This is a genomic window from Crossiella sp. CA-258035 (assembly GCF_030064675.1).
In the GTDB taxonomy this organism is placed as follows: domain Bacteria; phylum Actinomycetota; class Actinomycetes; order Mycobacteriales; family Pseudonocardiaceae; genus Crossiella.
In genome coordinates this window covers 519,446-545,749 of sequence record NZ_CP116413.1, presented here as the reverse complement: position 1 = coordinate 545,749, position 26,304 = coordinate 519,446, and the positions used below count along the sequence as shown (strand labels likewise).

General features: G+C 71.2%; 22 protein-coding genes and 1 riboswitch. Of the genes, 7 read left to right on the top strand and 15 right to left on the bottom strand.

Features of this window, described 5'->3' with window-relative positions:
* Nucleotides 1-40: 40 nt before the first annotated feature.
* Nucleotides 41-529: a MarR family winged helix-turn-helix transcriptional regulator gene (locus N8J89_RS02625; protein ID WP_283662763.1), complete on the bottom strand. Its 489-nt coding sequence runs from the start codon at nt 527-529 to the stop codon at nt 41-43.
* Nucleotides 530-654: 125 nt separating this feature from the next.
* Between N8J89_RS02625 and moaA the strand changes: the two genes are divergently transcribed.
* Together moaA and N8J89_RS02615 are read left to right on the top strand one after the other, a co-directional pair.
* Nucleotides 655-1,719 (top strand): GTP 3',8-cyclase MoaA, encoded by a 1,065-nt coding sequence (moaA, locus tag N8J89_RS02620; protein ID WP_502868408.1) that lies wholly within the window; start codon nt 655-657, stop codon nt 1,717-1,719.
* Nucleotides 1,720-1,721: 2 nt separating this feature from the next.
* A complete protein-coding gene (locus N8J89_RS02615; protein ID WP_252482343.1) occupies nt 1,722-1,976 on the top strand; it encodes a MoaD/ThiS family protein in 255 nt (84 codons plus the stop codon).
* Nucleotides 1,977-1,985: 9 nt separating this feature from the next.
* Here N8J89_RS02615 and N8J89_RS02610 read toward each other — a convergent pair whose 3' ends face one another.
* The gene (locus N8J89_RS02610) at nt 1,986-5,204 is read right to left on the bottom strand and encodes an AfsR/SARP family transcriptional regulator (RefSeq protein WP_283662762.1); all 3,219 of its coding nucleotides are present in this window, start codon (nt 5,202-5,204) and stop codon (nt 1,986-1,988) included.
* 134 nt (nt 5,205-5,338) lie between these two features.
* On the opposite strand from N8J89_RS02610, the gene N8J89_RS02605 reads away from it, so the two are divergent.
* Together N8J89_RS02605 and N8J89_RS02600 are read left to right on the top strand one after the other, a co-directional pair.
* Nucleotides 5,339-6,205 (top strand): phosphatidylinositol-specific phospholipase C/glycerophosphodiester phosphodiesterase family protein, encoded by an 867-nt coding sequence (locus N8J89_RS02605; RefSeq protein ID WP_502868407.1) that lies wholly within the window; start codon nt 5,339-5,341, stop codon nt 6,203-6,205.
* Nucleotides 6,206-6,442: 237 nt separating this feature from the next.
* Nucleotides 6,443-6,601: riboswitch (cyclic di-AMP (ydaO/yuaA leader) on the top strand.
* Nucleotides 6,601-7,284, top strand: coding sequence for a transglycosylase family protein (locus tag N8J89_RS02600; RefSeq protein ID WP_283662761.1), 684 nt, complete (start codon nt 6,601-6,603; stop codon nt 7,282-7,284). (Overlaps the previous riboswitch by 1 nt.)
* Nucleotides 7,285-7,357: 73 nt before the next feature.
* On the opposite strand, the gene N8J89_RS02595 is transcribed toward N8J89_RS02600, so the two are convergent.
* From N8J89_RS02595 to N8J89_RS02580, 4 genes are all read right to left on the bottom strand, one after another.
* Entirely contained in the window at nt 7,358-8,305 is a 948-nt protein-coding gene (locus N8J89_RS02595; RefSeq protein WP_283662760.1) for a molybdenum cofactor biosynthesis protein MoaE, read from the bottom strand.
* Nucleotides 8,284-8,769, bottom strand: coding sequence for a cyclic pyranopterin monophosphate synthase MoaC (gene moaC, locus N8J89_RS02590; protein WP_283662759.1), 486 nt, complete (start codon nt 8,767-8,769; stop codon nt 8,284-8,286). The genes N8J89_RS02595 and moaC overlap by 22 nt, the downstream gene beginning before the upstream one ends.
* Before the next feature lie 186 nt (nt 8,770-8,955).
* Nucleotides 8,956-10,350 carry an NAD-dependent malic enzyme gene (locus N8J89_RS02585; protein ID WP_283662758.1) on the bottom strand — a complete coding sequence of 465 codons (1,395 nt, stop codon included), beginning with the start codon at nt 10,348-10,350 and terminating at the stop codon, nt 8,956-8,958.
* A 108-nt stretch (nt 10,351-10,458) separates the two neighbouring features.
* Nucleotides 10,459-10,644 carry a hypothetical protein gene (locus tag N8J89_RS02580; RefSeq protein ID WP_283662757.1) on the bottom strand — a complete coding sequence of 62 codons (186 nt, stop codon included), beginning with the start codon at nt 10,642-10,644 and terminating at the stop codon, nt 10,459-10,461.
* A 73-nt stretch (nt 10,645-10,717) separates the two neighbouring features.
* On the opposite strand from N8J89_RS02580, the gene N8J89_RS02575 reads away from it, so the two are divergent.
* Both N8J89_RS02575 and N8J89_RS02570 read left to right on the top strand, forming a co-directional pair.
* Nucleotides 10,718-12,973 carry a helicase-associated domain-containing protein gene (locus N8J89_RS02575; RefSeq protein ID WP_283662756.1) on the top strand — a complete coding sequence of 752 codons (2,256 nt, stop codon included), beginning with the start codon at nt 10,718-10,720 and terminating at the stop codon, nt 12,971-12,973.
* 266 nt (nt 12,974-13,239) lie between these two features.
* Nucleotides 13,240-13,989: a hypothetical protein gene (locus tag N8J89_RS02570; protein ID WP_283662755.1), complete on the top strand. Its 750-nt coding sequence runs from the start codon at nt 13,240-13,242 to the stop codon at nt 13,987-13,989.
* Nucleotides 13,990-14,040: 51 nt separating this feature from the next.
* Here N8J89_RS02570 and N8J89_RS02565 read toward each other — a convergent pair whose 3' ends face one another.
* From N8J89_RS02565 to N8J89_RS02550, 4 genes are read right to left on the bottom strand one after another with little or no spacing between them, the layout of a single operon-like run.
* Nucleotides 14,041-14,646: a GTP-binding protein gene (locus tag N8J89_RS02565; RefSeq protein ID WP_252482334.1), complete on the bottom strand. Its 606-nt coding sequence runs from the start codon at nt 14,644-14,646 to the stop codon at nt 14,041-14,043.
* Nucleotides 14,627-15,232: a DUF742 domain-containing protein gene (locus N8J89_RS02560; RefSeq protein WP_252482333.1), complete on the bottom strand. Its 606-nt coding sequence runs from the start codon at nt 15,230-15,232 to the stop codon at nt 14,627-14,629. The genes N8J89_RS02565 and N8J89_RS02560 overlap by 20 nt, the downstream gene beginning before the upstream one ends.
* A 24-nt stretch (nt 15,233-15,256) precedes the next feature.
* Nucleotides 15,257-15,679, bottom strand: a complete 423-nt coding sequence (locus N8J89_RS02555; RefSeq protein ID WP_252482332.1) for a roadblock/LC7 domain-containing protein — start codon at nt 15,677-15,679, stop codon at nt 15,257-15,259.
* A gap of 37 nt (nt 15,680-15,716) precedes the next feature.
* Nucleotides 15,717-19,064, bottom strand: coding sequence for a sensor histidine kinase (locus N8J89_RS02550; protein WP_283662754.1), 3,348 nt, complete (start codon nt 19,062-19,064; stop codon nt 15,717-15,719).
* A gap of 482 nt (nt 19,065-19,546) precedes the next feature.
* On the opposite strand from N8J89_RS02550, the gene N8J89_RS02545 reads away from it, so the two are divergent.
* A complete protein-coding gene (locus N8J89_RS02545) occupies nt 19,547-20,530 on the top strand; it encodes an ABC transporter substrate-binding protein (RefSeq protein ID WP_283662753.1) in 984 nt (327 codons plus the stop codon).
* Here N8J89_RS02545 and N8J89_RS02540 read toward each other — a convergent pair.
* The 5 genes from N8J89_RS02540 to N8J89_RS02520 form a co-directional block, all read right to left on the bottom strand.
* Nucleotides 20,523-22,010 (bottom strand): tripartite tricarboxylate transporter permease, encoded by a 1,488-nt coding sequence (locus tag N8J89_RS02540; RefSeq protein WP_283666070.1) that lies wholly within the window; start codon nt 22,008-22,010, stop codon nt 20,523-20,525. The two genes, N8J89_RS02545 and N8J89_RS02540, sit on opposite strands and share 8 nt — an antisense overlap.
* Nucleotides 22,011-22,076: 66 nt before the next feature.
* A complete protein-coding gene (locus tag N8J89_RS02535) occupies nt 22,077-23,042 on the bottom strand; it encodes a Bug family tripartite tricarboxylate transporter substrate binding protein (RefSeq protein ID WP_283662752.1) in 966 nt (321 codons plus the stop codon).
* Nucleotides 23,043-23,122: 80 nt separating this feature from the next.
* Complete coding sequence (locus tag N8J89_RS02530) at nt 23,123-24,637, bottom strand: tripartite tricarboxylate transporter permease (protein ID WP_283662751.1); 1,515 nt, start codon at nt 24,635-24,637, stop codon at nt 23,123-23,125.
* A complete protein-coding gene (locus N8J89_RS02525) occupies nt 24,634-25,176 on the bottom strand; it encodes a tripartite tricarboxylate transporter TctB family protein (RefSeq protein ID WP_283662750.1) in 543 nt (180 codons plus the stop codon). Before N8J89_RS02525 ends, N8J89_RS02530 begins: the two co-directional genes overlap by 4 nt.
* Nucleotides 25,173-26,168 (bottom strand): Bug family tripartite tricarboxylate transporter substrate binding protein, encoded by a 996-nt coding sequence (locus N8J89_RS02520; protein ID WP_283662749.1) that lies wholly within the window; start codon nt 26,166-26,168, stop codon nt 25,173-25,175. Before N8J89_RS02520 ends, N8J89_RS02525 begins: the two co-directional genes overlap by 4 nt.
* Nucleotides 26,169-26,304: the final 136 nt, after the last annotated feature.

Genomic DNA, 26,304 nt, shown 5'->3' with positions numbered 1-26,304 from the left:
CCGCGCCATGATCCCCCACCTCGGCCGGCACGGCCATCGTTCAGCGCGTCTCGTTCAGCCGGGCGATCTGGGCGCGCATCATCTCGATGGAGTCGCGGGTGTACCGGGTGATCACGTCGATCTCCTCGGGCCGGTAGCGGCTGACCATCTCGGCCACGCCGTCGACCAGGCCCCGGAAGATGTGGTCGTAGCGGCCCTCGTTGCACTTGGTGACCTCGACGAGCACCTTGCGCCGGTCGTGCGGGTCGCGCACCCTGCGCACGAAGCCCGCCCGCTCCAGCCGGTCGATCACGCCGGTGACCGCGCCGGTGGACAGGCCGGAGAGCTCGGCGATCCGGCCGGCGGTGAGCGGTCCCGGCGAGTGCAGGGCCAGGTCGAGGCACTTGTGGTCGGTGCCGGACAGGCCCATCCGCTCGGCCGCGGCCGCGTGGAAGGCGATGGTGACCGAGCTCATCTCCCGCCCCAGCTCGGCCAGGGTGACCGCGGCCTCGCTGCGCCCGTCCGTTGTCGTGGCGCTGTCACTGCTCATGCCCGCTCCACCTCTCTCCCGACCGCCGAAGTACCTCTGTAACTAAGAGACTTACAGGATGGCTAACTTCTCAGTCGACACAGACTAGACGTTGTCTGTCAGGGAGAGCGATTACGCTCGGAGGGGTGACAGCGGTACAGCTGGGTATGCCCTCGATCGCCACCGGTCCCCCCGTCGGGCCCGCCGGTCGGCCGGACACGCCCGCGCTGCTGGACTCCTACGGCCGGGTCGCCACTGACCTGCGGGTTTCCGTGACCGACCGGTGCAACCTGCGCTGCACCTACTGCATGCCGGCCGAGGGCCTGGACTGGCTGGCCAAGCCGGAGCTGCTGGACACCGGCGAGCTGGTCCGGCTGATCGAGATCGCGGTGCGCAAGCTCGGCATCACCGAACTGCGCTTCACCGGCGGCGAGCCGCTGCTGCGCAAGGACCTGGAAGAGGTGCTGCGGGCCGCCGCCGCACTGCGGCCCCGGCCACTGATCTCGCTGACCACCAACGGCGTCGGCCTGGTGCGGCGGGCCGAGGGCCTGGCCGCGGCCGGGGTGGACCGGGTGAACGTGTCCCTGGACACCGTCCGCCGGGACCGCTACGCCGAGCTGACCAGGCGGGACCGGTTGCCGGACGTGCTGGCCGGGCTGCGCGCGGCCAAGGCCGCCGGGATGGACCCGGTGAAGGTCAACGCGGTGCTGATGCGCGGGGTGAACGAGGACGAGGCGGTGCCGCTGCTGGAGTTCTGCCTGGACGGCGGGTACGAGCTGCGGTTCATCGAGCAGATGCCGCTGGACCCGCAGCACGGCTGGGACCGGGCGGAGATGGTCAGCGGCCCGGAGATCCTGGCCGCGCTGCGCACCAGGTTCACCCTGGACCCGCACACCGCCGAGCGGGGAGCCGCACCGGCCGAACGCTGGCTGGTCAACGGCGGACCGGCCACGGTCGGCGTGATCGCCTCGGTGTCGCAGCCGTTCTGCGCGGCCTGCGACCGGACCAGGCTGACCGCCGACGGCCAGATCAGGTCCTGCCTGTTCGGCACGCACGAGACGGACCTGCGCGGCCCGCTGCGCGCGGGCGCGACGGACGAGGAGCTCGCCGAGCGCTGGCGGGCGGCGATGTGGGCCAAGCCCGCCGGGCACGGCATCAACGAGGTCGGGTTCGCCCAGCCGGTGCGCCCGATGAGTGCGATCGGAGGCTGAACGTGGCATCGGTGACCGTGCGCTACTTCGCCGGGGCGCGGGCCGCGGCCGGGGTGCCGGACGAGGCGGTCGAGCTGACCGGCGTCTCCACCGTGGCGGACGTGCTGGACCTGGTGCGCGGCCGGCACACCGGCAGGCTGACCGAGGTGCTGCCCGCGTGCAGCTTCCTGCTCAACGGCGTCGCCGTGCGCGACCAGGCCACCGTGGTGCCGGACGCGGCCGAACTGGACGTGCTGCCACCGTTCGCGGGCGGCTGATCCTCTCCTCTATATAGAGGTGCCGTCGAGCAGCTTCCTGACGTCCTCGGCATCCGGCATCCCCATGTCGGCGAACAGCCCCAGCGCCAGCTCCCACTCCCGCCGCGCCTGGTCCGGCTCGCCGCGCTGGTGGTGGATCCGACCGGCCAGCAACCGCGCGTCCGCCTCGCCGGGACGGTGGCCGGTGCCATCCAGGGTGTCGATGGCGCGGCGTACCAGGTCCTGGGCGTCATCGACCTGCCCGGCCACAAGCCTGGTCTCAGCAAGCGCGGTCAAGGCATGCCCTACTTCCAGGCGGAAGCCGTGTCGGGACGCGAGCGCCAGAGCCCGTCCGGCATAGTCCGCCGCTTCGCCGGGCCGGCCCAGGCGGCCGAGAGCGCAGCTCATGGCCACCATCGCCTCGATCTCGCCGAAGCCATAGCCGATCAGCGTGGACTGGCGGAACGCCTCGGTGCACACCTCCAGGGCCTGGTCCGGACGGCCACCACGCAGGTGGAGCTTGCCGGTCGTGATCATCGCGTCGATCTCAGCCCGATGATCACCGGCCTCGCGAGCAACTTGACGAGCGCGTGCCGCTGACGCAATGGCCTCGTCGAGTTGTCCGCGCGCGCCCCGGATAGCCGCCAGATGCTCGAAGGAGTCCGCTTCTTTGCGACCGAGTTCCGCGTTGATCTCCAGGGCCAACCGGCTCCAGTCCAGGGCCGCGTCGAGATCACCGGCGAGCAGGCGGTTGAACGACAAGTTGACCGCAGACACCCCTTCCCCGAACCGGGATCCAATGCGGCGGCACAGCTCGATCGCCTCCAGCATCAGTTCCCTGGCGTGCCCGAGCTCTCCCCTTCTGCACATGACCGTGCCGAGGTTCACCAGGGCCTGGGCGACATGCTTGGTCGATCCGTGACTTCGCCAGTAGGCAAGCGCCTGACTGGTCGTCGACTCCGCATAAGCGATGTTGCCCGACTCCAACCCCACGATCCCGAGGTGCAGGTTGACTCCGGCCAGCACCTCCTCGCCCACGGCGGTGTCGGTGAGCAGTGCCTGTGCCCTGCCATAGGACTGCCGGGCACGCTCGTAGTCACCAACACTCCAGTAGGCGGTGCCGACGCCGTCCAATGTGGATGCGACCATCAGCGAGTTGCCGCTGCGCTCGGCGGCCCGGAGTGCTGCTTCCGCCGCGATGAGCCATTCCGCCCGGTGGTCATAGAAGTAGAAGTAGTTCCGCAACGCCCGGACCAGCGACCAGGAGATCCACGGGTGGCCGGTGTCGTTGGCCGCCTGGACGATCGCGAGGATGAAGCCCCGTTCGAGGTCCAGCCAGGCGAGTGCCTGCTCGACGTTCTCGAACGACTCGATGCCCCGGGTGCCCGGCTGGTCCAGCTCCGCGGACAACGGCTCCGGCATGATCAACTCTGCGGCATCGTGGCTCGTACCCAGGATGTAGTTGAAGAGCCTGGTCAGTGCATGCCTGTCGGTCGGCTCAGCCTTTTCCCTGGCGTACAGACGGAGCAGGTCGTGATAGCCGAACCGGTCCGGACTGGTCTGTTGGAGCAGGCTCACCGCGACCAGATCAGTCAGGACTTCGCGAGTCCGGTCGACGGTCCAGTCGAGCATCGCCCCGGCAGCCCGGAGACTCAGGTCCGTGCCAGGGGCGAGCGCGAGAGCCCGGAAGGCGACCCGCCGGTCGGCGGCCAGTTCGGCGTAGGACAGGTCGAAGGCCAGGCGGACCGCAGCCGCGGCGTCACCATCGACGGTCAACTTCTCCAGCCGGTCACCCTGCTGCAGCTGGACCACGAAGTCACTGATCCGATGACCGAGCACATTGGCCGCGGCGACCCGCAAGGCCAGCGGCAGATGGGCGCAGACCTCGGACAGGGCGGCCACCGACTCCGGCTCGGCTCGCACCACGTCCTGGCCGAGGATGCCGGTCAGCAGCTCTACCGACTCCTGGGGATCGAGCACGCTGACCGGGAACCGGTGCGCGAACTCCACGAACTCGGTCCGGCTGGTCACGAGCACGGCGCACCCTGGCGCTTCCGGCAACAGCGGGGCGAGCTGCACGGGGTCCGCGGCGTTGTCCAGCAGCACGAGGATCTTGCGGTCGGCGAGGAGGCGTCGGTACATCGCGGTCTGCGCTTCGACGTGCACCGGCACCTGTTCCGACTGGATCCCGAGCGCCCGCAGGAACCTGGCCAGGATCTGTCCGGCGGCCAAAGCGGGCTCTGGCGCGTAGCCGCGCAGGTTCACGTGCAGTTGGCCGTCCGGGAAACGGTCGCGGAGCCGGTGCCCGACGTGCACGGCCAGCGCGGTCTTGCCCGCTCCTGGCGGTCCTGACAGGGCCACCAGTCTGGGCTCCGATCCGGTCAGGGCCGAGCTGACCACCTCGATCAGTGCTCGCCTGCCGACGAAGTCGGGGATGTCGGCAGGCAGCTGGGCGGGGACGGGTCCGGTCGGCGGCGGTTTGCGTTCCGCGCGCGCGTGTAGAGAGGTGTCGCCCCGGAGGATGGCCTCGTGCAGCGCGCGCAGGGCGGGCCCAGGCGGGACACCCAGCTCGGCCTTCAGGTGACTGGTCAGCCGAGTGAAGGCGTGCAAGGCCTCCGCCTGTCTGCCATCGCGGACTTGAGCGAGCATCAGCTGCGCCCAGAAACGTTCGCGCAGCGGGTGTCGAGCGGTCAGCTCGGTCAGCTCGCCGATCACCCTGGTGTGCCAGCCGAGGTCCAGGTCCAACTCAATGCGGCGCTCCAAGAGCACCAGCCGCTGTTCGGTGAGGCGTGCCGCGTCGGTCTGCCGCAAGGGCTCTGAAGGAACGTCCACCAGGACCGGGCCGCGCCACAGGGCCAAGGCCTCGGCCAGGTGGGCGCGTTCAGTCTCGCTGTCCTCAGCGGCGCGGGCTCGTTCGGCACTGGCGATCAGGCCGCGGAGGCGGAACAGGTCGAACTGCTCCGGGGCGGGGTCGACGCGGTAGCCGCGTTCAGTCGTGGCGATCAGGTTCGGACGGGCCAGCGTCTGGCGGAGGCGCTTGATGTAGGTGTGCAAGGCGGCCCGCGGGTTCACCGGAGGCCCGGACTCCCACAACGTGCCGATCAGCTCCTCGATGCGGACCTCCTCACCGGCCTGCAACAGCAGTGCGGCCAGCAGCACCCGCTGCTTGGCCGCGCCGATGACCAGTGGCCTGCCGCCCGCCCGGACCTCCAGCGGCCCGAGCACCCGAAACTCGATCTCCGGTGCCATCGCCTCCCCCTGCCCCTGGCCGATGGTCGCACGGACCGATGTCCCTGGCACGGCAACCAACCGGCCGGACCACGTTCACCGGCCGGTCGTTCGTCCGCTTTACTTTGCGCCCCAGACTCACTCGGGAGGTCGGTGTGCGGATCGGGTTGCGGGCGGCGCTGGTCGGGCTGGCGGTGGCCGGGTTGCTGGGTGGGGCGGTGGCGCCGGCGGCGGCGGCCGGGCGGGTGAAGCCGCTGGCGCAGGCGCACGCGCACAACGACTACGAGCACGGGCGGCCGCTGCTGGACGCGCTGGCGCACGGGTTCACCAGCGTCGAGGCCGACATCTACCTGGTGGACGGGGCGCTGCTGGTCGGGCACGACCCCGGCGACCTGCGGCCGGAGCGGACGTTGCAGGCCCTGTACCTGGAGCCGTTGCGGAAGCGGGCGCTGGCCAACGGCGGCCGGGTCTACCCGGGGCGGGCCGGGTTGTTCCAGCTGCTGGTGGACATCAAGACCAACGGGGCCGCGGTCTACGCCGAGCTGGACCGGGTGCTGCGGTCGCCGCGGTACTCCTGGATGTTCAGCCGGTACCTGCACGGCTGTGTGCTGCGCGGGGCGGTGACGGCGGTCATCTCCGGGGACCGGCCGAGAGCCGTCATGGCTGGTCAGCGGGATCGGCTGGCCTTCTATGACGGACGCCTCACCGATCCGGCCGACCTGGGTCCCGGCGCGGACCCGGCGCTGGCGCCGCTGGTGTCCGACAACTGGACGAAGCTGTTCGGCTGGCGGGGTGAGGGCGAGATGCCCGCCGCGGAGCGGGCCAAGCTGCGGGAGCTCGTCGGGCGGGTGCACGCGGGCGGGCAGCGGCTGCGGTTCTGGGCGACGCCGGACGTGCCGGGGGCCGCGCGGGCGGCGCTCTGGCGGGAGCTCGCGTCGGCCGGAGTCGATCACCTCAACACCGACGACCTCGCCGGGCTCGCCGCGTTCCTACGGGGTCACTCGGGTGCCGCGACGGGGTGAGCCACGCCTCACCGACGGTGATTGATCTCGGTAAGGACACGGCGCGGTAACGGCAGACTGACCTGGGGAGACACCCGTCATCGCAGAACTTCGCCAAACGTTACAGTGACGACGGACACAGTCCAGAAGGTTTGGCGGACCCCTGCTGCGTTACGTACGGTCGCTTCTCGGTCGGCCCCGAACCGGCCAGCACGACGGGAACTCGTAGCGCCAAGCCCTGTCCAAGCGAGTTCCCGACCAAACCCCGAGCGAAACTTCAACTGGACAGGGGCGGGGGAACCAACTCCGGGCGAGCAGTCAGCGCCCTTGGGGTGAAGCCGGTGAGAACCGGCCGGGCCAGCACCACCGGTCCGAATCCGACAGCTCACCTCGTAGGCGCGGTTGGCGAGAGGGAAATGGCTTCTTACCGAGGCAAGCACCGCAAGCAGTCCAACATCACCCGCACCGTGGCCCGCGTTGTCGTGGCCGGTGCCGTCGTGGCCGCCCCGATGGCCGTGGCCGGTACCGCCAGCGCTGCGAGTGGCGTGAACTGGGACGCTCTTGCCAAGTGCGAGAGCGGCAACCGGTGGAACGTCAACACCGGCAACGGCTTCTACGGCGGCCTCCAGTTCGACCGTGGCACCTGGCTCTCCAACGGTGGCGGCCAGTACGCCCCGTACGCCCACCTGGCCACTCGTGAGCAGCAGATCGCTGTCGCCGAGCGCCTGTACTCGGCCCGCAAGCTGACCCCGTGGCCGCAGTGCGGCAAGAAGGCCGGTGTGGCCGGTGGCGGTGGCGGCGGCAACGCCAAGCCCGCTCCCGCCCCGAAGCCCGCGGCCAAGCCGGTCGTGAAGAAGCAGGCCGCGCCCAAGCCCGTGGTCAGCAAGCCGGTCATCAAGCCGGCCGCTCCGGTTGCGCCGGCTCCGGTCGTCACCGACAAGAACGGCGCGGACTACACCGTCGTCGCGGGTGACACCCTGTCGACCATCGCGTCGAAGCTCCAGGTCAACGGTGGCTGGAAGGCGCTGTTCGAGCGCAACAAGGACATCGTCAAGGACGCTGACCTGATCTTCCCGGGTCAGAAGCTCGACGTGAAGTGAGTCCACTGACTCGCTAGGCACGATTCGCGAAACCCCCGGTCGTTCACGTGGCGGCCGGGGGTTTCGTGTGTGCTCAGGGGCAGTTGACCCATTCCTCGGCGCCGTCGGTGAACAGCTGGCGCTTCCAGATGGGCAGGCGGCGCTTGACCTCGTCGACCAGGTCGGCGCAGGCGGTGAAGGCCTCGCGGCGGTGCTCGCCGGCCACCGCGCAGGCCAGTGCGGCGTCGCCGATCTTAAGCTGGCCGATCCGGTGGCTGACCGCGATGGCCCGCACGCCCCGGTGCCGCAGCGCGATCTCCCCGGCGACCTCGGCGATCACCTCGGCGGCGCTGGGGTGCCCGCTGTACTCCAGCTCGGTCACACCGCGGCCTTCGTCGTGGTCGCGGACCACGCCGGCGAAGGTGACCACCGCGCCCGCGGCCGGATGGGCCACCAGTCGGGCGTGTTCCTCCACGTCAACGGGGTCCTCGGTGACCTCGGCGCGCAGCACGGCGGCCGCCGGGCCGGTGCGCGGACCGCCGCCGGGGGCGTGGTCGCCGCCGCGGAGCTGGCTCACCGCGTGGTCCAGCACGCCGTCCAGCACCGCCAGACCGTCCCGCACGCCGCCCGTGGAGCCCGGCAGGTTCACGATGAGGGTTCTACCGGCCACCCCCGCCATTGCGCGCGAGAGGGCCGCTGTGGGCACCTCAGGCCGTCCCGCGGCCCTGATCGCCTCGGCCAGGCCGGGCACCTCGTAGTCGAGCACCGCCCTGGTGGCCTCCGGGGTGCGGTCGGTGGGGCTGATGCCGGTGCCCCCGGTGGTGATCACCACGTCGACCCGTTCGGTCACCGCCTTGCGCAGCGCCTGGCCCACCGGGTCGCCGTCGGGCACCACGTCGGCCTCGGGCACCCAGAAGCCGCGCTCGCGCAGCCAGCTGACGATCACCGGGCCGGTGCGGTCGGCGTAGACGCCGCCGCTGGCGCGGTTGGAGGCGGTGACCACCCGGGCACTGCGCGGGCTCACGGCTGCGGTCTCGTCCATAGTCCCGTCTTCCCACCCTCCTTGCGGTCAACCCGGACGGCGTCCAGCACCGCGGCCGGGTCGACCGCCTTGACCATGTCGTGCAGGGTGAGCCCGGCGACGGCCACCGCGGTGAGCGCCTCCATCTCCACCCCGGTGCGATCGGTGGTGCGGACCGTCGCGGTGATCACCACCTCGGCCGCGCCCAGCGCCAGGTCCAGCTCGACCCCGGCCAGCGCGATCGGGTGGCACAGCGGCACCAGGTCCGGGGTGCGCTTGGCGCCCATGATCCCGGCGATCCGCGCGGTGGCCAGCGCGTCGCCCTTGGGCAGCCCGTCCCGGCGCAGCAGCTCCACCACCTCGGCGGTGGTGCGCAGCACGCCGGAGGCCACCGCGCTGCGGCTGGTCGCCTCCTTGCCGGAGACGTCGACCATCCGCGCTGCCCCGGCCGCGTCGACGTGGGTCAGCTCACCGCGTTCGCTCACAAGCGAATGCTAGGGCTCCTCCGCCGGGTCACGCACGCAATCGCCGGGCCCAGCCCGTTCCTGGCGGCACCGCCGGAACAGCCGAGTACGCCCGGTACGAGGCTGTCCCGGCGGCACCGCCAGGAACGACCTGGACTCCGGCGCTTGCGCACGCGACCCGGCGGAGCAGCCCTGGGCCCACCGCTCTCAGCCGGACACGGCCGATCCAGCGGCCTTGCGCACCGCCTCGGCCACCGCCGGCGAGACGTTGGTGTCGAAGACGCTGGGCACGATGAAGGAGGCGTTGAGCCGCTCCGGGGCGACCACGTCGGCGATCGCGCCCGCCGCGGCCACCAGCATGTCGTCGGTGATGGAGTTGGCGTGCGCGTCCAGCAGGCCGCGGAAGACGCCGGGGAAGGCCAGCACGTTGTTGATCTGGTTCGGGTAGTCGCTGCGGCCGGTGGCGACCACGGCGGCGTGCTGCTGGGCCTCCAGCGGGTCGATCTCCGGGTCCGGGTTGGCCAGCGCGAACACGATCGCGTCGTTGGCCATGGTGGCCACCTGCTCGGCGCCGAAGAGGTTCGGCGCGGAGACGCCGATGAACACGTCCGCGCCGACCAGCGCGTCGTGCAGGCTGCCGGTGACCTGGCCGGCGTTGGTGTTGTCGGCCACCCACTTCAGGTTCGGGTCCATGCCCTCGCGGCCGGGGTGCACGATGCCGTCCACGTCCACCGCGATGATGTCACCCGGCTTCTGCTTGAGCAGCAGGCGGATGATCGCCGAACCGGCCGCGCCGACGCCGCAGACCGCGATCTTGGTGTCGGTGATCTCCTTGCCCACCACGCGCAGCGCGTTGCGCAGCGCGGCCAGCACCACGATCGCGGTGCCGTGCTGGTCGTCGTGGAAGACCGGGATGGACAGCTTCTCGCGCAGCCGGGCCTCGATCTCGAAGCAGCGCGGCGCGGCGATGTCCTCCAGGTTGATGCCGCCGTAGACCGGGGCGATCAGCTCCACCGCGCGGATGATCTCCTCGGTGTCCTGGGTGTCCAGGCACACCGGCCAGGCGTCCACCCCGGCGAACTTCTTGAACAGCACCGCCTTGCCCTCCATCACCGGCAGCGCGGCGGCGGGGCCCAGGTTGCCCAGGCCCAGCACGGCGGAGCCGTCGGTGACCACGGCCACGGTGTTGCGCTTGATGGTCAGGCGGCGGGCGTCCTCGGGGTTGGCCGCGATGGCCTGGCAGACCCTGGCCACGCCGGGGGTGTAGGCCCTGGAGAGGTCGTCCCGGTTGCGCAGCGCGATCTTGGAGGCGATCTCCAGCTTGCCGCCCAGGTGGATCAGGAAGGTGCGGTCGGAGATCTTGCGCACGGTCACGCCGGGCAGCAGGGCCAGCGCGTCGGTGATGTCGTTGACGTGGTTGGCCGAGATCGCGTTGCAGGTGATGTCCACGATCACCCGGTCGTTGTGCGACTCCACCACGTCGAAGGCGGTGATCACGCCGCCGACCCGGCCCACCGCGCTCGCCAGGTCCCCGGCCGCACTCGCCGACGGCGGCGCCTCGAGGCGGACGGTGATCGAATAACCCGGACCAGGAACCGGCATTGGTGGCCTCCAAGACAACGCTTTCAACCGATGAGCGTAGTCCCGGGTTACTTAAAGTACGCACGCGGCTCGGAAAGCTGAATTCCGAGCCGCGTGAACCGGTTCCGGCTACTTGTTGATCACCGTGGTCGGGTGGCTGTAGGGCACCGACTCGAACGGGAAGCTCACCTCGCCGAACGGCGACTGCGCGCCCTGGAGATGGCTGACGAGCTCGCTGACCGCGTGCTCCTTCTCGGAGGGACCCTCCGGCCAGGTGGGCTCGATCCGCTCCGCGTGGCGCTCGGCCTTGGACACGTCAATCCTCCTCTGTCGTCGTACGCGCCATAGTGTGCCCGACGATCTGCCGCGGGCAGATACCGTGGAGGGGATGTCCGGTCCTTCACTCGCCGCGTGGCTGCGCGCGCAGGACGAGACGAGGCTCGCCGCTCTGCTGCGCGCCCGCCCCGACCTGGCCACCCCCTCCCCCGGCGACACCAGCGTGCTGGCCACCAGAGCCGGCATCCGCGCCTCCATCGCCAGGGCCTGCGAGGACCTGGACTCCTTCACCCTGACCGTGCTGGAAGCCCTGCTGCTGGCCGGGGCGGACACCGCGCCGCGGCCGCTGGCCGAGGTCTCCGCGCTGCTCGGCAAGGGTGTGCCGGTCAAGGCGACCAGGGCCGCGGTGGAGCTGCTGCGCTCCCGCGCGCTGGCCTGGGGGCCGGACACCGCGCTGTCCGTGCCGCCCGCGGCCACCGAGGCGGTGACCCTGTTCCCGGCCGGGCTGGGCAGGCCGGACCCCCGGCTGGACGGGGCGGACCTGCCCGCGCTGCTGGCCGGACTGGACGAGACCGAGCGCAAGCTGCTGGAGACGCTGGCCGACGGCCAGCCCACCGGGCGGACCAGGGACGCGGGCACGGTGGTGCCGCTGGAGAAGGCGCGCAACCCGGTGCAGAAGCTGCTCGCCCGCGGCCTGCTGCTGCGCCGGGACGCCGAGACCGTGGAGCTGCCCAGGCAGGTCGGGCTCGCGCTGCGCGGCAACCGGGCGTTCCGGGCCGTGGAGGTGACCGAGCCCGCGCTGGACACCGGCGCGCACAACCAGGCCACCGTGGACGCCACCGCGGCCGGGGCGGCGATGGAGCTGCTGCGCCAGGTGGAGGGGCTGATCGGGTTCTGGAGCGAGGAGCCGCCGCCGGTGCTGCGCTCCGGCGGGCTCGGCGTGCGGGAGCTGCGCAGGCTGGCCAAGGAGATCGACGTCGAGGAGCGCAGGGCCGGGCTGCTGGCTGAGCTGGTGGTCGGCGCGGGCCTGGCGGCCGACAGCGAGGCGGGCGAGCCGGAGTGGGTGCCCACCACGCTGGCCGACACCTGGCTGGTCGGCACCCCCGAGCAGCGCTGGGCCACCCTGGCGCAGGCCTGGCTGGACCTGCCCCGGCTGCCCGGCCTCTACGGCCGCCGGGACGAGAAGGACCGGCCGCTGGGCGTGCTCACCGAGGACCTGCGCCGCCCGCTGGCGCCCCGGGAGCGGCGGCGGGTGCTGGACGTGCTGGCCGACCTGCCGCCGGGCGCCACGGTCAAGGACGTGCGGCAGCTGGCCGCGGTGCTGGCCTGGCGGGCGCCCCGGCGCGGCGGCAGGCTGCGCGACGACCTGGTCGAGTGGACGGTGGCCGAGGGCACCGTGCTCGGCGTGCTCGCGCTGGACGCGCTGAGCGGGCCGGGCCGCACCCTGCTGACCGAGGGGCCGACCGCGGCCGCCAAGACCATGGCCGACGCGATGCCCGCGCCGGTGGACCACGTGCTGGTGCAGGCCGACCTGACCGTGGTCGCGCCCGGCCCGCTGGAGGCCGACCTGGCCGCCGACATCGCGCTGGTCGCCGACGTGGAGTCCGCGGGCGGGGCGACGGTCTACCGGGTCACCGAGGCCACCGCGCGCCGCGCGCTGGACTCCGGGCGCACCGCGGCCGACCTGCACGAGCTGTTCCGGACCCGCTCGCGCACCCCGGTGCCGCAGTCGCTGACCTACCTGATCGACGACGTGGCCCGGCGGCACGGGCGGCTGCGCGGCGGCGCGGCCGGGTCCTTCCTGCGCTGCGACGACCCGGTGCTGGTGGCCGAGGTGCTGGCCAGCGCGGAGGCCGACCGGCTGGCGCTGCGCCGGATCGCGCCCACCGTGCTGGTCAGCCCGATGAGCCTGGCCGAGGTGCTGGACGGCCTGCGCGCCGCCGGGTTCGCCCCGGCCGCCGAGGGACCGGACGGGCAGGTGCTCGACCTGCGCCCGGCCGGCCGCCGGATCACCGCCCGGATCAGGCACAACCGCCGTCCGGTGGTGCCCGGCGGGCCGAGCGAGGAACAGCTGCTCGCGGTGGTCGCGCAGATGAAAGCGGGGGACGCTGCGGCGGCCACACCGAGGGGTGCCACAATCTCCCCGACGGACAGCGCGACCACCCTGGCCCTGCTGCGCGGGGCCGCCGAGGCGGGCCGCAGCGTCTGGCTCGGCTTCGTGGACAACCACGGGGTGGCCAGCCAGCGGGTGGTGAACCCGGTGAGCGTGGCCGGCGGCATGCTCGAGGGGTTCGACCAGGCACACGGAACCCTGCGCCGGTTCCCGGTGCACCGGATCACCTCGGTGGCCGTAGTTGAGGACGCCTGATCTCGCTGCGCGCTTCACCCACTCCTCCGGCGGTCGCCGGTCATGATGGCCCAGCCAAGATCTAATACGGAACGACGTCGAACTGAATCGTTTCCGCCTGCGAATACACGCCCAGTCCAGGCACAATGGTCCAATGTGGACGGTCCACTCGTCCGGTGCATCGGACCACCCTTTATAGTGGCCTGTTCGCGCTTAGCGTTCTTCGCAGCGGAGGTTGTCACCTGCACCGGCCACCTCCGACCGAACCAACTGCGAGGAGGAATGGCATGACCATTTCCCGACTGGCCCTGCGCTCAGCGGCGGGCTTCACAGCGGTGTCGCTCGGCATGCTGGCCTGTGCTGGACTGGCCTCGGCTGACGACCGGCCGCACCACTGGCCGCACCACTGGCCGCACGACCGGCCGAACGTCAACGCGGGCGTGGACGCGGGCATCTCGATCAGCGGGCTCGGCATCGGCATCGGCATCGGCGACATCGACCTGGGCATCGGCATCGGCGTCGACCTCGGGGTTGGCGTCGGCGTCGGCGTCGACCTCGGCGACGACGATGACGACGATGACGACGACGACGGCGTGGACGTCGGGATCGGCCTGGACTTGGGCGTCGACGCGGACGTCGACGTCGACCTGGGCGACGGGATCAGGAAGACGGCCACCACCAAGATCGCCGACCGGCAGGCCAAGGCCAGGGCCAAACCCAAGGTCAAGGTCCAGCCGAGGGCCGCGAACGACGTGCCGAACATCAACGTCCGGCCGGCCGCGGGAGTGGAGCTGACCCGGCTGAACGCGGGCGCCGGGGTCGGCGACCTGAAGGTGGCCGTGGTCGCCGACGCGGGCCTGGCCTGCTCGGCGGCGGCCGGAGTGGGCGTCAAGCCGATCTCCGCGGCGGCCGGGGCCGGGTGCGGCACAGCCGCGGGAGTCGGCCTGCACGTGGGCGATGACGACTCGCGGAAGTCCGCGGCGGAGCGGATCCGCGCCGCAGCGAAGGCCAAGATCACCGAACGCGCGAAGCGCTAGCGGCGGTAGCCCGAAGCGCCCCGGCTGGTTCAGCCGGGGCCTTCGTGCGTTTCAGCCCGCGCGGACGGCCATCCACTGGCGCATGGCGTGCTCCACCAGGTGGATCAGCGCCTGCTTGGTGGACTCCCGGCTGCGGGCGTCGCAGGTGATGATCGGCACCGACTCCTCGATGGTGAGGGCCTCGCGCACGTCCTCGACGCGGTGGTGCAGCGTCCCGTCGAAGCAGTTGATCGCCACGACGTAGGGCAGCTGCCGGTCGTCGAAGAAGTCGATCGAGGCGAAGGCGTCGGCCAGCCTGCGGGTGTCCACCAGCACGACCGCGCCGATGGCGCCGCGCACCAGGTCGTCCCACATGAACCAGAACCGGTGCTGGCCGGGGGTGCCGAACAGGTAGAGGATCAGGTCGCTGTCCAGCGAGACACGACCGAAGTCCATCGCCACCGTGGTGGTGACCTTGTTCGGCGTGGCGCTGAGGTCGTCGACCCCGACACTGGCCTCGGTCATCACCGCTTCGGTGGTCAGCGGCACGATCTCGGACACCGAGCCGACGAACGTCGTCTTCCCGACGCCGAACCCGCCGGCCACCACGATCTTGGCCGAGGTGGTGGCCCGCCGGGTGTCCGGCGCGTTGCGGGGATTAGAGCCTGCGGAGGCCACTGAGCACCCTTTCCAGGAACGCAAGCGACGGCCGGTCCCCCATTACCAAACCGCCCTGGTGAATCGTGACAAGCCCGAGCCCCGCCATGTCGCCGATGAGCACCCGCACGACCCCCAGCGGCAGCCGCAGGTGTGCGGCGACCTCGGCGACCGAGCGGGCGTCCAGGCAGAGCCCGCAGATCGAGCGGTGTTCGGGCAGCACCGCGGCGTCCCGGCCGTGGTCGCTGGTGGACACCAGCGCCTCGATGGCCAGGTCGTAGTCGGGGCGGGTACGCCCGCCGGTCCGGGTGTAGGGGCGCACCAGCGAACCGGTCTCGGTGAAGGGGTCCGGCTCGGCCGAGGCGGCCCCCGGCGCGGCCTGCTGGGGGATGGGGGAGTCCTCGACCATCCCGCCGCCGAACAGGTCCGCGCCAGGGCCGCCGAACAGCCCTGAGCCCATCCCGTCCAGCCCGCCGCGCGGCGACAGCGTGTCCGGGTGCTCCGCCCGGAGTTCGCCGTCGTCGTCCGGCTCGTTGTATCCGAAGCCGCCCAGCGCCCACTCCTTGTAGTCGAACCGGTCGCCAGTGAAGCCTGAACCTGTGGTCATCGCCGCGTCACCCCCGTCGACTCATTATCTGCGCACCACGCCGTGCAGCTGGGCGCGCAGTTCGGGGGTGAGCTGCTGACCGACCCGCTCCACGAGCAAGGTCATCTCGTACGCCACCAGGCCGATGTCGCAGTTCGGCGCCGCGAGCACGGACAGGCAGGACCCGTCGCTGATCGACATCAGGAACAGGTAGCCCCGCTCCATCTCGACCACCGTCTGGGCCACCTCGCCCGCCTCGAAGCACCGCGCCGCACCCGCGGTCAGGCTGACCAGGCCGGAGGAGACCGCCGACAGCTGTTCGGCGCGATCCCTGGGCAGGCCCTCCGACCCCGCGAGCATCAGACCGTCGGCGGAGACCACGACCGCGTGGGCGACACCGGGCACCCGGCGCACGAAGTCAGTGATCAACCAACCGAAGCTGCCTGGCTGTTGGACTGACTCGGTCACGCGGACTCCTCCTCAAGGGCCGTCACCGCTGGCTCGTTCACGGCTGCTCCTCGTTCCTCGCCTGCCCGTTGGAGCGGGTCTCGTCGTCGTTCGGTCCCTGAGCCGACTCGTTCGTCAGGACATCGATCCTGGCGTGCCTTCCCCGGCGCAGACCCTGCTGGAAACTTGACATCCTCCCACGAACATTGTCCGCGGAGCGACCGGACGCCGGAGTCTTCGACGGCAGCGTCTGCTGACGGGGTGCCGCCGAGCCCGGCACCAGGTGCGCCTTCGGCACCCGCTTGGGCAGTCCGGACGGGGTCTGCTGGGACAGCGCCTTGGCACTGCTCAGCACGGCCTCGGCCTGCTGCCAGCCCTCATCGCCTGGCGAATGCCAGTCGGTGCTCGGGCGGCGTGCGGTCACCGTCTCATCCTGGAGGCGCGCGGCCGGACGTTCAACCGCCGGGCGCCGCTGCGGGGCCGGTTCTGCCTCCGGCTCCACCTTGGCCACCGGCACCGCGGGCTGCGGCGCGGAGCGCTCGGCCGGGCGTTCCGGCTCGACCGCGCGCTGCGGCTCCACCGGCCGCGGCGGCTCGGCAGGCCGCTGGGGCTCTGCCGGGCGCGGCGGCTCGGGCGCCCTGACCTGCTCGGTCCTGGGCTCGGGTCGCCGGACCTGCTCGGTCTTCGGCTCCGGCCGGGCCGCCTGGGCAGCGGCCGAGGACTTCACCGGCGGGACCGGGCCGAGGCCCAGGTCGCCGCGGTCGGAGCCGAGGTAGGGCGCGGCCCCGCCGACCGGCTCGCTGTCCACGGCCTGGAACCACTGCGAGAGCACCGCCTCGTAGATCGGCAGCCGCTCGGTGGGGGCGTCCAGGTCGTACTCGACGCCCTTGGGGCGCTCCCCGGTCCCGTTCAGCGCGCCGTAGGCGGGCGGGGTGACCGAGGCCCTTGGCACGATCGGGTTGCGGCCGGCCTGGGTCTGCTCGGCCACCGGTTCGGGCTCCGGCTCCGGGACGGGCTCCGGCTGCGGCGCAGGCGGCACCACGGGCTGGAAGATGTCCCTCGGCGCGGACAGCTCCGGCGGAGCCGCCGGGTCCTGCTCGCCCCGGCCGGTGAGCACCTGGACGGTCAGGTCCGGGTGGTCGCCCGAGTCCGCCACCGGGCCGCTGACCTCGGCGGGCTGCTCCGGCTCCGCCACCGGCGGGACCGGCGGCAGGGACGGCTGGCTCTGCTCCGCCGGGGCGGAGGTCGAGGTGAACAGCGACTGGTGCTCGCCGGTGTTGATCACCGAGGCGGCGGTCTGCTGGTAGGGCGAGGGCACCGGCGGCTGCGATCCGGTGTGCGACTGGGTGAACAGCGACCCCGCCGAGGTCCGGCCCGCCGACGGCGAGCCCAGCGCCTGGATCAGCTCGGCCGGGACCACCACGAGCGCGGTGGTGCCGCCCTCGATGTCCTCGTTGTTGCGCAGGCGGACCCGGATGTCGTGCCGCTGGGCCAGCCGGCCGACCACGAACAGGCCCATCCGCCTGGAGACCGCGACGTCGACCTCCGGCGGGTCGGCCAGCCGCTGGTTGTAGTCGGTGATCTCCTGCTCGGGCATGCCCACACCGCGGTCGCTGATCTCGATCGCCAGCTCGCCCTTGCGGGTGCGCGCGGTGCGCACGGTGACCTTGGTGTTCGGGTCGGAGAACGCGGTGGCGTTGTCCAGCAGCTCGGCCACCAGGTGCACCACGTCGTTGACCGCGCGGCCCATCACGGCCAGGTCGGGCACCGCGGTGACCTGCACCCTGGCGTACTGCTCGACCTCGGAGACCGCGGCGCCGACCACCTCGGCCACCGGCACCGGGCGGGTGAGCCGCCTGGTGAGGTCGGTGCCCGCGAGGACCAGCAGGTTCTCCGAGTTGCGGCGCATCCGGGTGGCCAGGTGGTCCAGCTCGAACAGGCTGGAGAGCTGGTCCGGGTCCTGCTCGTCCTGCTCCAGCCGGTCGATCAGGCTCAGCTGGCGTTCGACCAGCGCCTGGGACCGGCGGGAGAGGTTGACGAACATCGCGTTGACGTTGTCCCGCAGCAGCGCCTGCTCGACCGCCAGCCGGACCGCCTCGCCGTGCACCGCGTCGAAGGACCGGGCGACCTGCCCGACCTCCTCGCGGGTGTGCACGGGCACCGGCTCGATGGCGGTCTTGGCCGCCGCGGTCGGGTCCGGCGCGGCCAGAATGCGCTCGACCGCCTCCGGCAGCTTCCGGTCGGCCACCTCCAGCGCCGTGCGGCGCAGGGTGCGCAGCGGGCGCAGCAGCGAGTAGGCCACCAGCATGGCCAGGAACACGGCCAGCGCGAGCGCGGCCAGCACCAGGATGGAGCGGGTGGTCGCCGAGGCGCGCACGGCGGCCGCCGCGGCCGCGGTGTCCGCCTTGAGCTGGTCGATCAGCGAGCTCTCGACGCGCTGGGTCAGGTTGATGGTCAGCGTCGCGGCCATGTCCCAGCGGTCGGTGGCCAGGTTGCCGAAGGCCGCGGCCTGCGGGGCCTGCGGCTGGGCGGCCAGCTGGAGCACGGCCTCCTGCATGTCGTTGGCCACGTCGACGATCAGACCGGTGACGGTGTCGTCGTACTGCCGCCGCTGCTCCGGCGTGGCCGACTTGCGGAAGTCGTTGCGCGCGGCTTCCAGCTCGGCGTCCGCGGCCAGGATCTGCCTGGTCTGGGTCGGCTCGAACTTCTTCTGCTGCAGGATGTCCAGCAGGATCGCGCGCTTGCGGGAGACCTGCTCCTTGGCCCGGCCGAGGGCGACCGCGGCCAGCTGCAGCCGGATCAGCTCCGGATCGTTGGCCTGGGTGCCCGCGATCTCACCCAGGTCCAGCAGGGCCCCGATGGACTCGGTGTAGTTGCGCAGGATCTCGGACTCGGGGTACGCGGTGACGCCCGCCACCTGGCGCAGCCGGTTCAACCGCTCCAGCTGCTGCACGACGGTGACGTAGGAACGCCTGGTGTCGTCATCCAGTGAGGGACCGACCTCGTTGAGCTGGTTGCGCAGCACCTCGGTGGCGTCGATGACGCGCTTGCGCTGGCGGTCCAGCACACCGACCTGGTCTTCCTTCTCGTTATCGGTGGAGGCGACGTAGCGGACCGTGAGGTCCCGCTCGCGCTGCATCTGGTGCACCAACGTGGCCACGCTGCCCTGCAACTGGGCCTGCGTCGCCAGCCTGGCCAGCCGGCCGGCCTGGTCGATCTCGTTGGTCACCTGGACGCCACCCAGCACAAGGGCGACCACCGTGGGGATGAGGAGTACGGCGAGCAGCTTGCTGCGCAGGCGCCAGTTGCGCAGGCGCCAGCGGGCCGCGCCCACCTCCTGCGCGGACCTGGCCTGCGATGGCTTGTCCGTGCTCACCGGTGTGGAGTCCGGTGTCGCTGCCGGCATCTGCTTGGCCCCGTTACTCTTCGAAGCCGCCTCATCACCCTTTTCGGGGGTCTCCGAGCGCGGGGCTTCCCCCACGCCACGCTGGCTGGGACCTTTCTCTCGACGGGCCACCCTGGGCTTCCTCTTCCAGCAGCAGTGTCCCGGTCCCTCCCCGGACCGAGGTTGGACTCGCGAATCGGGCCGAATTGCAGCACAGCTCCTACTCGGGACGCCAGGGGGGTTGGCGCCGAGCACACGCGTGGCAGAGCTGAACCACCAGCGGCTAGGCCGGAGAGCCTAGTGGGAATCCCCCACCGCGCGAAAGGGCAGGATTGCGCAACGTGTCCAAAGCTCTACCTGAAGTCCTGCTTGTGGGTGGTCTCTACCTCGTTAGCATCTACTTCCGGCACACTGCGACACTGCGCACAGACAGCGCGTGCACCGCGATGTAGGTCAGCCGTGGCAGCACGCGGCTAGAAGCAGGACGGCGAGAGGCTCTCCCGATGGCGAACAAGACACTGCGCCGCAGCGTGGCAGTGGTGCTGAGCACGGCAATGGTGGCGGTCACGGCGAGCTGCTCGCTCTTCAGCGGCGGCGGCGCCGGCGCCAAGCCGGTGCTGGAGAAGACCACCCTGCGAGTCGGCTTCCTGCCGCTGGTGGACGTGGCGCCGCTGTTCATGGCCAAGGAGGACGGCAAGTTCTCCGCCATCGGCCTCAACGTCGACACGATCAGCATGAACTCTGAAAAAGAGGCGATGGCGGCCCTGAACAACGGGACCATCGACATCGCCTTCGCCAGCCACGTGACCTTCTTCAAGGCCGCGGCCGAGGGCGCTGAGCTCCAGCTCCAGGGTGAGGCGTACCAGGCGGGCACCAACACGATGGCCCTGGTCACCCTGAAGAACTCCACCTTCACCGCGCTCAACCGCGGGAACTCCCGGCCGACCATCGGCGTGGACTCCACCGACAGCATCGGCGCGCTGACCACCAAGACCGTGTTCAAGGCGGCCGGGGTGAACGAGGTCAAGCTGGAGCAGGTCGAGTTCGGCAAGATGGAGTCCGCGCTGCTCACCGGCAAGGTCGAGGCGGCCTGGATGGTGGAGCCGCACCTGACCAGGGTGCAGAAGCAGATCGGCGCGGTCGTGCTCAGCGACACCGCCCGCGGCGGCACCCTGGACTTCCCGATGTCCGGCTACGCGGCCACCCGGCGCGCGGCCGAGGAGAGCCCGAAGACCTTCGCCGCCTTCCGCCAGGTGCTCAGCGAGGCCCAGCTGCTCGGCACCAACCACCTCAAGGTGCAGGAAGTGCTGATCAAGTACGCCACCCTGGACCCGCAGACCGCGGCCCTGGTGGCGGTGGGCACCTTCCCGGTGTCGATCAACCCGGTCCGGCTGCAGCGGGTCGCGGACATGATGGAGAGCAACAAGCTGCTCAACACCCGCCTGGACGTGCTCCAGCTGCTGCCGCCGTCGGCGCCGGTCAACTGACCCCGGCAGGCCGGGCGCGCAGCGCCTTCAGGCCGCGCAGCAGCAGCGGGGCCAGCATGCTCAGCAGGGCCAGCCCGAGCACGATCTTGGCGAACGGGCTGGCCAGCAGCGTGGCCGGATCACCCTGGCTGACCTGCAGCGCCTTGCGCAGGTTCTCCTCCGCGATCGGCCCGAGCACCAGCCCGAGGATGGCCGGCAGCACCGGCCAGCCGTAGCGCCGCATGGCCAGCCCCAGCACGCCGAGGGCCAGCAGCACCAGCAGCCCCGAGTACTGCTGGCTGCCCGCGTAGGCCCCGAGCGAGGCGCAGACCAGGATGCCCGCGTACAGGTACGGCCGCGGGATGCGCAGGATCTTCACCCAGATGCCGACCAGTGGCAGGTTCAGGACGAGCAGCATCACGTTGCCCAGGTACAGCGAGGCGATCAGCGTCCAGACCAGCAGCGGCTGGCTCTGGAACAGCAGCGGGCCCGGTTCGATGCTGTAGCTGCCGAAGGCGGCCAGCATCACCGCGGCGGTGGCCGAGGTGGGCAGGCCCAGGGTGAGCAGCGGGACCAGCATGCCGGCCGCGCCCGCGTTGTTCGCGGCCTCCGGCCCGGCCACGCCCTCGATCGCGCCCTTGCCGAACTCCTCCGGCTTCTTCGCCAGCTTCTTCTCCACCGCGTAGGACAGGAAGGTGGAGATCACCGGGCCGCCCGCAGGCACCGCGCCGAGCGGGAAGCCCAGCGCCGCGCCGCGCAGCCAGGGCTTCCAGGACCGCTTCAGGTCCTCCTTGGGCAGCCACCAGACCCGGTTGACCGGGATCACCTCCGGCGCCCCGTGGCGCAGCCTGGCGGCGGTGTAGAGGGCCTCCCCGACGGCGAACAGGCCGACCGCGGCGATCACCAGGTCGACGCCGTTGACCAGTTCACCGATGCCGAGGGTGAAGCGCTCCTGGCTGGACATCGGGTCCAGGCCGACCAGGCCCAGCACCAGGCCGAGGGCCAGGCTGGCGAAGCCGCGGATCGCGCTGCCGCCGAGCATGGTGGCCACCGTGCAGAAGGCCAGCACGGTCAGCGCGAAGTAGTCCGCCGAGGTCAGGTGCACCGCCCAGTCCGCGACCTGCGGGGCGAGCAGGGCCAGCAGCACGGTGCCGATGGTGCCGGCCACGAACGAGCCGAGGGCGGCAGTGGCCAGCGCCTGTGCCCCCCGGCCCGCCCGGGCCATCTTGTTGCCCTCCAGCGCGGTGATCACCGACGCCGACTCGCCAGGGGTGTTGAGCAGGATGGAGGTGGTGGAACCGCCGTACATCCCGCCGTAGAGCACCCCGGCGAACATGATCAGCGCGGCCGCGGGTGGCACCGAGTAGGTGATCGGCAGCAGCAGGGCGACGGTCATCGCCGGACCGATGCCCGGCAACACCCCGACCAGCGTCCCCAGTAGCACGCCCCCCAGGGCGAACAGCAGGTTCTCCACGGTGACCGCGGCCGCGAACCCCTGCATGACGTAGTCGAACGTGCTCAATTCCCCGCCTCTGCCGTGCGTGTTGTGTGGTGCCAGGTCCTGTGGCTAGGCAAGACCGATCTCGGTGAGCACCTTCTTCGCCGCCGCGCTCTCCGACTCGATGTAGCTGTCGAAGTCCGGGCCGGCCAGGAAAGCGTCTTCCCAGTCCTTGTCCCGCAGCATCTGCTGCCAGGCCTGGCTCTCCTTGAGCTTGCTGAACATGTTCACCAGGTCGGTCTTGGCGCTGCCCGCCAGGTCCGGCGTGCCGACCACGCCACGCCAGTTGACGTAGGAGATGGGCACTCCTTGCTCCTTCAACGTTTTAACCTCAGGCAGCAGCTTTGACCGCTTGTCGCCGGACACCGCGAGGGCGCGCAGGTTCCCGGCTTTCACCTGTTCGGCGTATTCGGAGACGCCGGAGATGCCGGCCTTCGCCTCGCCGGAGAGCAGCTTGGCCACCGACTCGCCGCCGCCGCCCTGGTTCGGCAGGAAGTTGACCACCTTGGGGTCGATGCCGACCTCGTCGGCGATCAGCCCGGACAGGATGTGGTCCACGTCGGCCACCACACCACCGGTGACCACGGTGCCCTTGGCGTCCTGCTTCCAGCCGGTCAGGAAGTCCTGCAGGTTGGTGTACGGGGACTTGGCCGGGACCACCAGCGCCATGCTCTCGCTGGTCAGCCGGGCCAGTGGGGTGGTGTTCTTGAGCGTCTTGCTGGACTTGGAGTTGATCACGCTGGCCACCATGACCTTGCCCATGACCATGAGCACCTTCTCGTTGCGCTCGCCGGTCAGCTGGTTCAGCCCGGTGATGCCGTTGGCCCCGGCCACGTTGAACACCTCGGTCCCGGTGGCCAGGTTGTCGCGTTGCAGCACGTTGCGCACCGCCTCCGCGGTCTGGTGCCAGCCACCACCGGCCTTGGCAGGCACCATCAGGCGCAAGCCCTCCATCGGCGCACCGGGCGCCGCGTTGCCACCGTTTCCGCACCCGGCCACCAGTGCGGCGGCCATCAGCAGGGCGCCGGCCGCCATCGTTCCTCGTTGAACACGCATGGCGAGCAACCAACCACAACCAGCGATTGCACAACAGGACGTTGGAAAAGAACCAACTTTCAGATTATCGATGTGGATTCCCGCAGTTCGGCCCTGTTCTTCGCGGCTGCCCGGGCCCGGAGGACCAGGGGCACCCCCACCGCGAGGACGGCCGCGCCGAGCACCACGATGGAGAACGGGGTGTGCACCAGCGCGCCCACGTCGCCCTGGCTGATCTGCAGCGCCTTGCGCAGGTTGGTCTCGGCCACCGGGCCCAGGATCAGCCCGAGGATGGCCGGGGCCACCGGCCAGCCGTAGCGCCGCATGACGAAGCCGAGCAGCCCGATCCCGGCCAGCACGACCAGGCCCTGCCAGGCGCTGCTGGCCGCGTAGGCGCCCAGCGAGGCGCAGAGCAGGATGCCCGCGTACAGGTACGGCCGGGGAACTCGCAGGATCTTCACCCAGAGCCCGGCCAGCGGCAGGTTCAGCACCAGCAGCAGCACGTTGCCCACGTACAGCGAGGCGATCAGCGTCCACACCAGCACCGGCTCGGTCTCGAACAGCAGCGGGCCCGGCTGGATGTTGTAGCTGGTGAACGCGGCCAGCATGATCGCCGCGGTGGCCGAGGTGGGCAGGCCGAGGGTGAGCAGCGGGACCAGCACCCCGGCCGCGGCCGCGTTGTTGGCCGCCTCCGGACCGGCCACGCCCTCGATCGCGCCCTTGCCGAACTCCTCGGGCCGCTTGGTCAGCTTCTTCTCCACCGCGTAGGACAGGAACGTGGTCACGTCCGCGCCGCCGGCCGGCACCGCGCCGATCGGGAAGCCGATCAGGGTGCCGCGCAGCCAGGGCCGCCAGGACCGCTTCAGGTCCTCCCTGGGCAGCCACCAGACCTTGTTCACCGGGATCACCTGCGGCGCCCCGTGCCGCATCCTGGAGGCCACGTACAGCGCCTCGCCGACGGCGAACAGGCCGACCGCGGCCACCACCACCGGCACGCCGCGGGAGAGCTCGTCCACGCCGAAGTCGAACCGGCTCTGCCCGGTCTGCGACTCGGTGCCGATCAGCCCGAGGAACAGCCCGAGCGCGAGCGCGGCCACCCCGCGCAACGGCGAGGCGCCCAGCATCGCCGAGACGGTGCAGAAGGCCAGCACGGTCAGCGCGAAGTAGTCCGCCGAGGTGAGCTTGATGGCCCACTCCGCGATCTGCGGGGCGAGCAGGGACAGCAGCAGGGTGCCGATGGTGCCCGCGACGAAGGAGCCGATGGCCGCGGTGGCCAGCGCCTGCGCGCCCCGGCCCGCCCTGGCCATCTTGTTGCCCTCCAGGGCGGTGATGATCGAGGCGGACTCACCGGGGGTGTTGAGCAGGATCGAGGTGGTGGAGCCGCCGTACATGCCGCCGTAGTAGATGCCGGCGAACATGATCAGCGCGGCGGCCGGCGGCACCAGGTAGGTGATCGGCAGCAGCAGGGCCACCGTCATGGCGGGGCCGATTCCCGGCAGCACCCCGACCAGCGTGCCCAGCAGCACGCCGAGCAGCGCGAACAGCAGGTTCTCCACGGCCAGGGCGCTCTGGAAGCCCTGGAGCAGCGCGCTCACCCGAGCAGGCCCTGCAGCGGGCCGCCGGGCAGGTAGGCGCCGAGGCCGAAGACGAACACCGCCCACAGCGCCAGGGCCAGGGCCAGCGCGCTGACCACGATCACCCACCAGCGGCGGGCGCCCAGGATCACCGCGGTGCCGGCGAACAGCAGCGCGGCGGCCAGCGGCCAGCCGATCGGCTCGATCAGCACCGCGTGCCCGGCGAACAGTCCGACCAGCAGCAGCACCGCGCGCTTGTCGCTGCGCTGGCTGAGGTCGACGTCCTCGCCTTCCTCCGGCGGGGCGGCCTGGCCGCGCAGCACCTGCACGGTGAGCAGCACCGCGACCCCGACCAGCAGGCCGCCGATGAGGTAGGGGAACAGCCGGGGCCCGGCCACCGCGGCGGCCGGCGGGACCATGATCGTCGGAGTCTCGACCAGGACGTAGACGCCCAGGCCGCCGAGCAGTGCGGTCAGCAGCAGCTCACCGCTGACGAGGGCTCGGCCGCCCCGCTTTCCGGGACGGCCGAGTGCCGAGCTGTGGTCGGTGCTGGTGGTCACTTGATCCCGCCGATTTCGGCGAGCATCTTCTTCACCCGTGCCTCGTCCTCGTCGATGAACTTGGAGAAGTCCGCGCCGGTGGCCCAGGCGTCCTCCCAGTCCTTGGCCTTCAGCGTCTGCTTCCACGCCTCGCTGTTGCGCATCTTGGTGACCATGTCGACCAGGGTCTGCCTGGCGCCCTCGGACAGGCCGGGGCGGGCCACCACGCCGCGCCAGTTCAGGTAGGAGATGGGCACGCCCTGCTCCTTGAGCGTCTTGGTGTCGGGCAGCAGCGTGGAGCGCTTGTCACCGCTGACCGCGACCGCGCGCAGCTTGCCGGACTTGACGTGCTCGGAGAACTCCGAGACCCCGGAGATACCGGCCTTGACCTCGCCGGAGAGCAGCTTGGCCACCGCCTCGCCACCACCGGAGTTGGCCACGTAGTTCACCTGACCGGGGTCGATGCCGACCTCGTCGGCGACCAGTCCGGCCAGGATCTGGTCCGCGCCGCCCGCCGAGCCGCCGGTGATCACGGTGCCCTTGGGGTCCTGCTTCCAGGTGGTCAGGAAGTCCTGCAGGTTGATCTCGGTCTGGGCGGCCGGGACCACGATGACCAGCGCCTCGCCGGTGAGCTTGGCGATCGGCGTGGTGTCCTTGAGCGTTTTGTCCGACTTCGCGTTCAGAATGCCGCCGACCATGACCTGACCCATGATCATCAGCAGCTTGTCGTCCTTCTCGCCCGCCATCTGCTTGAGGCCGGTGACCCCGCCCGCGCCCTCCACGTTGAACACCTGCGCGCCGGTGGCCAGCTTCTCCTTGAGCAGCACGTCCTGCATGGCCTGCGCGGACTGGTGCCAGCCACCGCCCGGCTTGGCCGGCGCCATCAGGCGCAGCCCCGTGACCGGCTGGTTCGCCCCGCCACTGGCGCCCCCGGTACATCCGGCGAGCAGGGTGGCGACCGTGGTCACGACACCGGCGGCGATTACCCGCCGTCGCGGAATCTGGCGAAGCATCGGGGGTCCTTCCTCCATGGAGGGAAGTTGCATGGGTGGAAGCGCGTTTCATTTACCCAGTGATGTGCTGGGCGGAACGGGCAGCATTCCAGCACATCAGCGCCCTATACCACTACCGCCGAACGCGAAGAAGTGT

What these genes read in the sequence shown, in the direction of transcription:
- N8J89_RS02545 (WP_283662753.1), top strand. Translation starts at nt 19,547, where the DNA reads ATGGCGAACAAGACACTGCGCCGCAGCGTGGCAGTGGTGCTGAGCACG.
- N8J89_RS02585 (WP_283662758.1), bottom strand. Translation starts at nt 10,350, where the DNA reads ATGCCGGTTCCTGGTCCGGGTTATTCGATCACCGTCCGCCTCGAGGCG.
- N8J89_RS02520 (WP_283662749.1), bottom strand. Translation starts at nt 26,168, where the DNA reads ATGCTTCGCCAGATTCCGCGACGGCGGGTAATCGCCGCCGGTGTCGTG.
- N8J89_RS02550 (WP_283662754.1), bottom strand. Translation starts at nt 19,064, where the DNA reads ATGCCGGCAGCGACACCGGACTCCACACCGGTGAGCACGGACAAGCCA.
- N8J89_RS02610 (WP_283662762.1), bottom strand. Translation starts at nt 5,204, where the DNA reads ATGGCACCGGAGATCGAGTTTCGGGTGCTCGGGCCGCTGGAGGTCCGG.
- N8J89_RS02560 (WP_252482333.1), bottom strand. Translation starts at nt 15,232, where the DNA reads ATGACCACAGGTTCAGGCTTCACTGGCGACCGGTTCGACTACAAGGAG.
- N8J89_RS02625 (WP_283662763.1), bottom strand. Translation starts at nt 529, where the DNA reads ATGAGCAGTGACAGCGCCACGACAACGGACGGGCGCAGCGAGGCCGCG.
- N8J89_RS02570 (WP_283662755.1), top strand. Translation starts at nt 13,240, where the DNA reads ATGACCATTTCCCGACTGGCCCTGCGCTCAGCGGCGGGCTTCACAGCG.
- N8J89_RS02575 (WP_283662756.1), top strand. Translation starts at nt 10,718, where the DNA reads ATGTCCGGTCCTTCACTCGCCGCGTGGCTGCGCGCGCAGGACGAGACG.
- N8J89_RS02595 (WP_283662760.1), bottom strand. Translation starts at nt 8,305, where the DNA reads ATGGACGAGACCGCAGCCGTGAGCCCGCGCAGTGCCCGGGTGGTCACC.
- N8J89_RS02535 (WP_283662752.1), bottom strand. Translation starts at nt 23,042, where the DNA reads ATGGCGGCCGGCGCCCTGCTGATGGCCGCCGCACTGGTGGCCGGGTGC.
- N8J89_RS02540 (WP_283666070.1), bottom strand. Translation starts at nt 22,010, where the DNA reads ATGCAGGGGTTCGCGGCCGCGGTCACCGTGGAGAACCTGCTGTTCGCC.
- N8J89_RS02600 (WP_283662761.1), top strand. Translation starts at nt 6,601, where the DNA reads ATGGCTTCTTACCGAGGCAAGCACCGCAAGCAGTCCAACATCACCCGC.